Consider the following 10,000-nt stretch of genomic DNA (forward strand, 5'->3'; position numbering starts at 1 on the left):
CTGGCAATTCACACCCGGAGATCCCTCCTACCTGGCGGATCTCACCAGAGAACGTCAGATTCGAAAGAAGTTTGACCTGAAAGAAGGGAACTTTCTCTCAACCGAGGATGTTGCGAAAATTCTAAGTGTGAAAGAAGAAGTTGTCCGTGATCTCATCCGGCGTCGGGAATTACCAGCGGTAAAGATAGGAAAAGCCTACCGGATCATCGAAATCGATCTCCAGGTATTCCTGAATGAGCGGTACACTCCTCACATGAAAAAAGGTTCTCCAAAAGACCCTGCACCAGAAGATGATGATACCTGAATCCGGCAAGGAGCCGGATAAAGAGAAAAATCCCCCAGGGTGAAGCCATGATATTGAATTCAGTAATCTATGAGAACAGCATGCCGGATGGTATGGGCACTCTTGAAGTTATTGACGAATCGACCAAGAAAAAACGACTCTTTGTCCCGCTGAAACAGACCAGGCTTTCGGGAACGGTAACCGGTCCTCTTGCACAATTCCATCTCACACAAATCTTCGGATTTAAGAAAGCAACCTTTCATCATACTATAGAGGCGATATACCGGTTTCCACTCCCGGGGGATGCAATCATTACCGGCGTTCAGGTCTCTTTTGGGGAGGAGGTACTGAAGACGACTCTTAAAGAACGGGAAGATGCCAAAGATGAGTATCACAGAGCATTCGAGGAGGGAAGAAAAGGAATCCTGGTCACCAGGGAGACTCCTGATATATTCACCCTTCACCTCACCGGAATTGAACCAGACAACATGGTAACCGTTGATATCTCACTCCTCCAGTATGCCATTATTGGTACTTCGGAGATGGTATTCCGAATCCCTCTCACGGTCTCTCCCCGGTATATCCGGGATGATGAGATGAGACTTCCCCAGAAAAATGCCCATCCGCAGATACAAATCCTTGATCCCGGTCATATATTCACATTAGATCTCATCGTCAATGGAAACCCCGCCATCAAAAGCCCAAGTCATCAGATAATCACAGAAAAGAAAGATGGTTCGGTCAGGGTAAGCCTGCAGGAGACTGAAGCAATACCAGACCGTGACTTTATTCTGACCTGTATCGCCCCACAGGACCAGCGACCACAGTTTATCTGTCAGGTAGAAGAGCATCCAAAAGAAAATTCTGCATATCTTCTCACAACCTTCTCTTCCCCAATGGTTCAGGATGAAGATCCGGTACAACGTGAACTTATCATACTGGTGGATCATTCCGGCTCAATGAGTGGGCCAAAATGGCAGGCAGCAGACTGGACGGTGAAAAATCTCCTCAAAACCTTAAAACCTGATGAGTACTTCAACCTGGGAATTTTTCATGATTCATCTTCCTAGCTCTCTAAATCCCCGATACCTGGGACAGAACAGTCTATTCACGCTGCGTTAGAATTTTTAAAACAGAATCAGGATTCAGGAGGAACGAACCTTGGAATCGTACTGGAACAGGCTCTTTCAAGTCCCAAGAGTAAGGGAGCATATACCCGTCATATTGTCATCATCACCGATGCAGAGGTGACCGATGAAGGAAGGCTCATCCGGATGGTGCGGAACGAGCAGAAACGGAAAGATCCACGATCGGTATCGGTGATATGTATTGATGCATCGCCAAACACCCCCCTGGTCCGTGAACTGGTTCGGGTAGGTAAAGGAATAGCCCGGTTCCTGACATCTGATCCGTCTGAACTGGATATCACGACCGCATTACAGTCTGCACTCGATGCATGGAAGCAGCCATACCTCCGAGATCCCACTCTCATCATAAACCGCGATCTGGTGGAATCTGGAGATACTGTGTATAAAAATGGATCAATTCCTCTGAAAAGTCTGCCATATGGTGTGTATTCAGACGTATTTCGCATCCCCCTGACCGGCGATGAAATCTCTGTCACACTTCATGATGCAGCCGGAAAAGAAAGAGAATCAGGCATAATAATCCCGGTTACGGGAGCCGGAATTCGTGAACTCTTCGGTAGCTTGCGTATCCGGAACCTGGAACAGATCCAGGGAGGGTTCTATTCAGAGAATGAATTATCGCTGGTTCTGAAAAGTCTTGGATATGAAAAAGAACAGACCTCCCTTTATCCTGAAGGAAATGCTATGAACGGATTATTCCTTGATGATCTGCTTGTGCATGAGTCTCTCCGTTATGGGGTCCCTTCCTCGCGGACCGCATTTGTCTGTACTAGTATCCGTCCGGGAAGTCCGGCAAAGGCATCTGTTATCGTCCCATCAGCATATCCAGCCGGATGGGATGTATGTGAAAATGTCATGATGGAATATGGAATGGCGCCTGTTTTCAGTGAGAAGGCGAATGCATCTCAACGACCTCTCCCGGTATTTGAATCGGTTCTGTTAGAAGAAGAACCGCCCTTCATTGCCCGGTCTCGTCAGGCTCGGGCTTCTCAAATAATGTCTTCTCCGCCTCCCACCTGTACCACTCCCCGGAGTGCGAAAAGTATCACCTTCTCAATACCGATGAATCCCGAAGAGTCAGAAAACCGTCTGATAGTCAGGCTTCCCTCATGGAGTAAGATTCGGGGTATTCAGGTGATCACTGATGACAACCTATCCGAACTTACAAAGATTCAGGTTCTGATATACCTTGGGTCACGGTCTGTACCGGTAGCATCGGTAAAACTTGGTGATCTTCTCGATGGGGAGATCAGGCCTCTTCATATCTCCTGTTCAGGAAAGGATACGGTAACTATAGTCCTCACCGGTCTTGATAAAACCATGCACAAGAAAGAGATAAAATTCCAGCTCCTCGGAGATGAAAATCTATATGAGAGTTCAGCCTTTTCTACCGGGAATGGGGATGATGTTTGATACCGGATCAGGATTGAAATGGATGGTATCATCATGAGAGAACTTCCTGAAGTCAATTTTTATTGTACCATCTTTGCATCACCTGGCAAGACATAAGAGGATGCCGCAATGAAGACTAAACCAGGTATTACTTTTTCACCTCAAAAAATACGACTCGGTCAAGTTTGTCTGGTGACAACAAACTTTGTACCGCTTTTTCAGTAATCGTTTTTGTCTTTCCTCCGGCTATGATGGTCCATCCATATAAGGCAAAGCATCCATATATCTCGTTATTTTTCAGTTCCTTTCTCCGCATTCTGACATATGCATTTCCAAGCATCTGATAATATTCGGTCTTTAATATAGGTTTTTTTGCTATAATCTCTAATATTTCGTTCCAATTTTGAATGATCGACTCCTTATTTACCATCAATCCTCGAAGATGTACTGCATCTGGATCTTCTTTTGGAATGGGAATAGGAAGGGTGGTAATAATGCCATGCATAGCTTTTGCCGCTCTGGCATCGGCTTTTAAATTTTTAGCCATGCCAGACCCTATTGAAATATTCAACACTTCAAGTGTATCATAAATAATTCTTCCATCTGAAGGGAACAGTGCTGTATCAACAATAACCGGCAATGGAAGCAGTTTGAAGTATTCAATCGCATCAGAAGTCCTGGGTATTACCTGTAAAAGATACATGTCATTGGGAGCAGCGTAGAGAATAGTTAAAGAGTCTTTTTTTACCGAAATAAGAATGAAACGTCCAATGATGACATATTCCAATCTTTTTATGAGGGCCGCATCCTCAGGTGAAAAATCTTTGGTGTGTTCATTAACATACTGAGTAATTGCTTTTTTATCAGAGAGAGCGAGTTTTCGTAGTTCAGAAAAATTTTTAGAGTTTTCCTGGATTGTGCCAGTCTTTTTTGTCACTCTTGTAGTTTTCTTTATTGAGTCAGGGTTTATCTGATAATGTTCTTTATATGAGAGGATGTAGTTCATGACAAGGTCCATGAAATGCATATCCTGTGGTGAAGGAAGATAGGTCATACCTTTCATAAAAGAATGTGCGTGCAACAATATCATTGTATCTTATAGAATGTACTGAATATTCAGGATGGGATCAACCAGAATACCTCATCAATCTTCATAGTCTTGTATTAGGGTCATTATATGGTATTATATACAAAATTAAGACTAAATTCACAGGAAAAAATCTTCTCATAGCCGGCCGGTATTGTGCTATCTTATAAAAGTCGATACTTTATATGTCCATCATCCAAAACACAATAGCGGCCTTTGGCTGAATTCGTTTTTGTTCGTATTTTTCGATTTAGAGAGATAATTACCTTTCTTTACTACAGTCATTTTCGATGAATAATAATGTCGCTATTTTGGGCTCTAAATTTTAAAAAAGCCTTAATTTAGATCCACTCTCCTTTTACATAATAGATATCCTGGTTTTCATGAGAATAAGATCACTCCTCAAAATAATCCATATCTATCTTTTTCACAATATACCGCGATTCCTCTGAAACTCCCACATTATGATCAATCATGAGCTCAGCTAATGTCTCTCCATCGATCAATACAACCTTCTGCTCAATTCGCTGGACGTATTCCAAGGCTTCCTTAGAGAAACGGGAAGTGGTAATAAAAACTCCTTTTCGAGCCCGGTTACCTGCAAGACTACCAACAAATGCCTGAATATCAGGTCTACCTACAGTATTCTGCCATCTTTTTGCCTGAATACATACGGTATCCAACCCCAGTTTGTCTTCTTTTATGATCCCATCAATCCCATCATCACCAGTCTTTCCAACCCTCTCCCCGGCTTCGCTCCGTGACCCTCCATACCCCATGGCGACCAGAAGATCAACCACCAGTCGCTCAAAAAACTCCGGTGAGCTACTCATTACTTGTGATAAGAGTTCATGTACCAGTTTATTTCGAACATCCTGATAACTATTCTCAAGAATTTCTTGTGGGGTGAGGTTACTTTCTGGAACATCTGATTCTCCTTTGATTGGTGAATGACTGTCAGCTCGAAAGTCTTTAAAATCCAAAAATTCTGGAAATTGTTTGAGAAAGTTTTGATCGATGCGTTTTGGATTCTGACTCAGTACTGCTAATCCTCGTTCAGTGATTTTAACCTTCCCTCGTGAAGGGGTTGTAACTAAACCTGCTTTTTTCAGATATGACTTCGCCCAACTGACTCGGTTATGAAAAGTTGATTGTACTCCACTGGGTAGTTTTTGATTGAGATCATCCTCAGAAAGGTTAAATGAGGATGCTATTTGACTATAAATCTCCTGAATCGAGTGTTCTTTTCCGTCTTTTACTGCTAAAAGGACCGGAAGCATAAATGTCTGAAAGTCAGGAACTGCCATTTCTTCAGGGATATTGGTATCAATGTCCAATAAGGTATTCGAAATAGGTGTGCAACAGCCTCACGGGTCCATCAATAAAGATATCTTTAATCTTTGATTAAAAAGGCTTAATTTATGAAAAACAATATGTGCATTGTCTAATATTAAATTGAAGCCTATGTAACGGTTGTAACACTTGTAGCAGCTCTAGGGAAGAGACCTGCCATTTTTTTAATATTTCAAGAGGAGACATATTGAACCCAAACTATACACATAATTAGGGATTAATTTTTATTCGCCTTAATTGCACTCCTCTCACAAAAATAAACCAAAATGTACATCTTAATAATTACTAATATTAGGGATTAATGAAGATGCTAATATTCGATATCTACTATTTTTTATCCTATTAAACAAAATATCTCCGCCTATACCCTAAATGGTCAGAATAGTTTGGGATTGAAACGATGAAATTTTTACGTACCTGATGGAAAATAAATCTTTCTTTTTGAAAAAGGACTCATCACATTGTGGTATTATGTTATATATGCATATACGTGGTAATGATAATACGAAATGGAACGATTAAAACTGCCAATCGGTATCCAGTCTTTTAAAAAGATTCGAACCGGTGGGTATGCATATGTTGATAAAACACGTTTCATTCAATCGCTCGTTGATAATGGATCATATTACTTTCTTTCACGGCCACGGCGGTTTGGAAAAAGCCTTCTGCTTGATACCATCGATCATGCTTTTTCAGGTAAAAAAGAATATTTTCTTGATCTTTATCTCAGCACCCCGGAAGCATCATGGGATTTTTCCAGTGTGTACCCGGTTGTCAGGATAAGTCTTGGACAACGTATCAACAGGAATGCTGATGAACTGAGTGAATATCTGACACATATACTCTCTGGAGAGGCTGAACGGTATAATGTAGATCATGATAAATCGTTATCCCCCGGTTTCCAATTGGATCTTCTGATAAAAAACCTCTATGCAACCTATCAGATGCCTGTTGTCGTTCTTATTGATGAGTATGATAAACCAATTCTTGATGCAATAGAGGATAGTGAAACCACTCGGATATTGCGAGATGAATTAAAAAGTTTTTATGGCATTTTAAAGGATCTTGACCCATATTTGAAATTTGTTCTCCTCACCGGGGTCTCAAAATTCTCAAAAACGGGTATTTTTTCTGGCCTGAATAACCTTGATGATATCACCCTTGATCCCCGGTACTCTGCCATCTGTGGATATACCCATGAAGATCTTGAGGAGGTATTCAGGGAATACCTGGCCGGTTTTAATCCTGAAGAGATCAGGGAGTGGTATAATGGCTATTCATGGTCAGGTCAGACCGTTTATAATCCCTTCGATATTTTAATGCTCTTTTCCAAGAAGATGTTTCGTTCATATTGGTTTGAGACCGGTACACCTTCTTTTCTTATCAGATTATGGCAGAAAAATCCACGGTTCCCAGGCGATTTTGATGGATTGATAGCTGGTGAAGATCTGCTTGGATCTTTTGATGTTGATAATATAAGGGTTGAGACGTTGTTATTTCAGGCCGGATATCTGACGATAAAAGACTGGACTTCTGACCCGGTCCGTGGATTTCAATGTACGTTAGGATACCCGAACATTGAAGTGCGAACATCATTAAACCTGTTATTCTGTCAGTCCTTATCCGGATTTCCTGTATCCGGGATGCGAAGCAGGCTATTTGAGGTTCTGGAGAAGAAAGATGGAGAGGGATTAAAAGAACTTCTTCATTCATTCTTTGCTTCAATTTCGTATGAATGGTACCGGAAAAACCAATTATCATCTTTTGAGGGATATTATGCAAGTATTATGTACACAATTTTTGCAAGTCTTGGATATCATGTAATAGCAGAGGATACTACGAATAAGGGACGCATCGATTTGACGGTAATTACGGCTCATGCGGCATGGATATTTGAATTTAAAGTGAAAAGAGAGATATCAACCGGAGAAAAAAGACCATTGGAGCAGTTAAGGCGAAAAGGATATTCTGATAAATATAAAGCCAAGGGTCTGAAGATATGGGAGATTGGAATCATTTTCGATCCTGAAACCCGTAATATAATCGAATGGGATCAAAGATCCGTATAAATTTTCACTCCCGGGGGATGGTGAGAGGATGTAAAAAAGAAATTACCCTGTGTACCTATAGAACTGCTACACGTGTTACAACTGTTACATGGGTTTTATTTTAACTTTCAGTCAATATTTCCTGCTAAAATTCAAAACTGGTAAATATGCTGCAAAAAGGGGGCCCCTCATGCAGACGTATCAATAATTTTAATTGGAGAGGTGGCGGGGAACATCCCTCTCAATCCTATTCGGTCATCAGAAGAAACACTTCATGGAAGGTCATCATATCTCCCACCCTCATATCCGCAGAGACCGGTTCGGGGGGAATTACATATCGGGAGCAGGTAGCATTCGTCCAGGCCTTCATCAGAACTGCAGTCCTCACACAGCACAGTAAAATCATCATCTTCATTATAATGATAAATGGCTGGTTTCCCACATTTCGTGCAGGGGAATTCCATTGCATCATTCATGCCAGCCATAATGATCTTCTCCTTTTTCTTATGCCATGCAATGGAATCGGCAACCTTCAGCCTGAGTTCGGTAGTTGTCCCAAAATCGTATTCATAGGAAAATGTCATCCCTGGTATCAGAACATTCTGTATTTTTACCTTCATTGATTTCGTATCACCAAAAAAATCGTCATTACCTGATTCAGAATTGGAAATATACTCAGTTCCGTTGATACGAAATGCACTTAAATGACCACAACATTCAACCCAGATCTCCCGGAGGGATTCATCAAGATCATCCAGCGTTGCGTCAGGTTTGACCAGGAGAACCATCCAGTATGGAGAAGATCTTGGGGTATCAACCATTATGGCATATCGGATATCTCCTGACTCTTCAGCGTGTATTTTCTTCAGATGTGTTATTGCGGTCCGCTTGGTTATCGGTTCTTTGCAGATGTAACAGGTTCCGGGTGCAGCAGCTTGTTTAGCCATGAAAAGAGTGTTGGATGCTCATATTGAAAAGAGTATTTCTTCAGGTCTCTCTTCATAGAAAACCAATCCGATGAAAGCAGTTCTTATATTGAATGGTTCTGAAAGAGATTTGACATCTCTGATTGAGATAACGAATATCTCCATGGATACAGAACAGAATACCAATACCTTCCTGGCACACCCCCAGGATTTCTCTACCGGAGATATTCATAAACCCTTGTTACGTAAACAGGGAGTTCTGTATATGGCAGCCGGAAAGAGAAAAAATCTGACTGCTTTGTATCTTGAAATGCTTCATCCGGTTGCTGAAAATAAATGGAATCCAGTGTTCCCGTGTTGGGTAGAGGGCCCTGGCGGTCAGTGGTATATGAAGTGAAAATAATTCAGATACTTTTTTTCAAGCCAATTGCTCCTTATGAAGCTTCTTCTGACCGGTGAAGAAACTTCATGATTCAGTACATCAGATATCTGGTATTCATATCTTCTGCGGGGGAGTATCCATGAATTTTTCAGAAAAAAATCTCCGATATGCAGGAATTGGAATAAGTATCCTGCTATGTCTCCTGATACCATCTGTATTGGCAGGACCGTCTGATACCTGGTTTCCTGATAATCGATGGATCCAGCAAATTTCAGGTCAGAATTATCAGAATACGATCCAGGTATCTGAAGAATATGCACCTGACCGGCTTATTGTCCGGTATAAACCAGAATCGGTGAAAAGCCAGTCTGCCATGATGTCGGTACAGGCGATGGCAAATGCTGAGGCTGGCTCACGGGTAGTTCGTGATCTCGGCACAAGCGGAGCGATGGGAATGCAGGTCGTACAGGTGACTGGAACAAGCCTTACACGTGCAATGGAGGTCTATGAAACAAATCCCGATGTCCTGTACGTGGAACCTGATTACAAGATATCCCTCAGTCCGATTGAAAAAACCGGGACATCTGCTCCGATTCAGGCCCAGAGTTTTCGGGCGGCAGGAGCGGGGTGGCCGAATGATCCTGGGTATTCCCAGCTCTGGGGCCTTGAAAATACCGGACAAGCCCCCTTTTATGGAAAATCAGGGGCAGATATCAAGGCTCCGTTAGCCTGGGGGGCGACAACCGGATCATCATCGGTTGTGATAGCGCTCATTGATACCGGCGTTGATTATTCCCACCCTGATCTTGCTTCGAATATCTGGCAAAATCCGGGTGAGTTTTTAAATGGGGCTGATGATGATGGAAATGGCTATATTGACGATATCAGGGGCTGGAATTTTGTCTCAAAAAATAATGATCCCATGGATGATAACGGACATGGGACACATTGTGCCGGGACCATGGCAGCCGTCGGGAACAATGGCATCGGCGTGACCGGGGTTAGCTGGAATGCAAAGATCATGCCTTTGAAGTTCCTTGACTCGAAGGGATCAGGGTACACATCCGATGCTATCTCGGCAATCCTGTATGCAACCCAGAAAGGAGTCCCCATCATCTCCTGTTCATTCAGCGGGCCGGGAGAGTCCCTTGCTCTTAAGGAGGCGATAGACTCCTCTTCTGCCCTCTTTATCTGTGCAGCGGGGAATGCTGGTGCAAACTCTGATATCACTCCCCAGTATCCGGCTGCATATCCAAGTTCACAGATCATTTCAGTTGCAGCTTCCACCTATCACGACACTCTGGCTACGTTCTCCAATTATGGGACCAGTTCAGTCGATATTGCTGCTCCGGGAGTAAGCATTTACAGCACGACGAAATCC

Annotated in this window: 9 protein-coding genes; 6 read left to right on the plus strand and 3 right to left on the minus strand. The window is 42.5% G+C overall.

The window, feature by feature from the left end:
• The 3 genes from LDL35_RS05200 to LDL35_RS05210 form a co-directional block, all read left to right on the plus strand.
• A partial coding sequence (locus tag LDL35_RS05200; protein WP_369694884.1) for a helix-turn-helix domain-containing protein occupies positions 1 to 304 on the plus strand: 304 nt, incomplete at its 5' end.
• 47 nt (positions 305 to 351) lie between these two features.
• Positions 352 to 1,353: a VIT and VWA domain-containing protein gene (locus LDL35_RS05205; protein WP_304020160.1), complete on the plus strand. Its 1,002-nt coding sequence runs from the start codon at positions 352 to 354 to the stop codon at positions 1,351 to 1,353.
• Between the two features lie 36 nt (positions 1,354 to 1,389).
• A complete protein-coding gene (locus tag LDL35_RS05210; RefSeq protein ID WP_304020171.1) occupies positions 1,390 to 2,844 on the plus strand; it encodes a hypothetical protein in 1,455 nt (484 codons plus the stop codon).
• Positions 2,845 to 2,971: 127 nt separating this feature from the next.
• Here the strand turns inward: LDL35_RS05210 and LDL35_RS05215 are convergent, their stop codons facing one another.
• Both LDL35_RS05215 and LDL35_RS05220 read right to left on the minus strand, forming a co-directional pair.
• Positions 2,972 to 3,841, minus strand: a complete 870-nt coding sequence (locus LDL35_RS05215) for a hypothetical protein (RefSeq protein ID WP_304020161.1) — start codon at positions 3,839 to 3,841, stop codon at positions 2,972 to 2,974.
• Positions 3,842 to 4,305: 464 nt separating this feature from the next.
• On the minus strand, positions 4,306 to 5,217 hold the full coding sequence (locus LDL35_RS05220; protein WP_304020162.1) for a restriction endonuclease: 912 nt from the start codon (positions 5,215 to 5,217) through the stop codon (positions 4,306 to 4,308).
• 555 nt (positions 5,218 to 5,772) lie between these two features.
• On the opposite strand from LDL35_RS05220, the gene LDL35_RS05225 reads away from it, so the two are divergent.
• Positions 5,773 to 7,332, plus strand: a complete 1,560-nt coding sequence (locus LDL35_RS05225) for an ATP-binding protein (RefSeq protein WP_304020164.1) — start codon at positions 5,773 to 5,775, stop codon at positions 7,330 to 7,332.
• A 251-nt stretch (positions 7,333 to 7,583) separates the two neighbouring features.
• On the opposite strand, the gene LDL35_RS05230 is transcribed toward LDL35_RS05225, so the two are convergent.
• Complete coding sequence (locus LDL35_RS05230; RefSeq protein WP_304020166.1) at positions 7,584 to 8,258, minus strand: hypothetical protein; 675 nt, start codon at positions 8,256 to 8,258, stop codon at positions 7,584 to 7,586.
• A 142-nt stretch (positions 8,259 to 8,400) separates the two neighbouring features.
• On the opposite strand from LDL35_RS05230, the gene LDL35_RS05235 reads away from it, so the two are divergent.
• A complete protein-coding gene (locus LDL35_RS05235) occupies positions 8,401 to 8,634 on the plus strand; it encodes a hypothetical protein (RefSeq protein ID WP_304020167.1) in 234 nt (77 codons plus the stop codon).
• Positions 8,635 to 8,758: 124 nt separating this feature from the next.
• The coding region (locus LDL35_RS05240; protein ID WP_304020168.1) for a S8 family peptidase at positions 8,759 to 10,000 on the plus strand (1,242 nt) is incomplete at its 3' end.

Origin of the sequence: Methanospirillum hungatei (assembly GCF_020216685.1) — an archaeon.
GTDB lineage: Archaea > Halobacteriota > Methanomicrobia > Methanomicrobiales > Methanospirillaceae > Methanospirillum > Methanospirillum hungatei_B.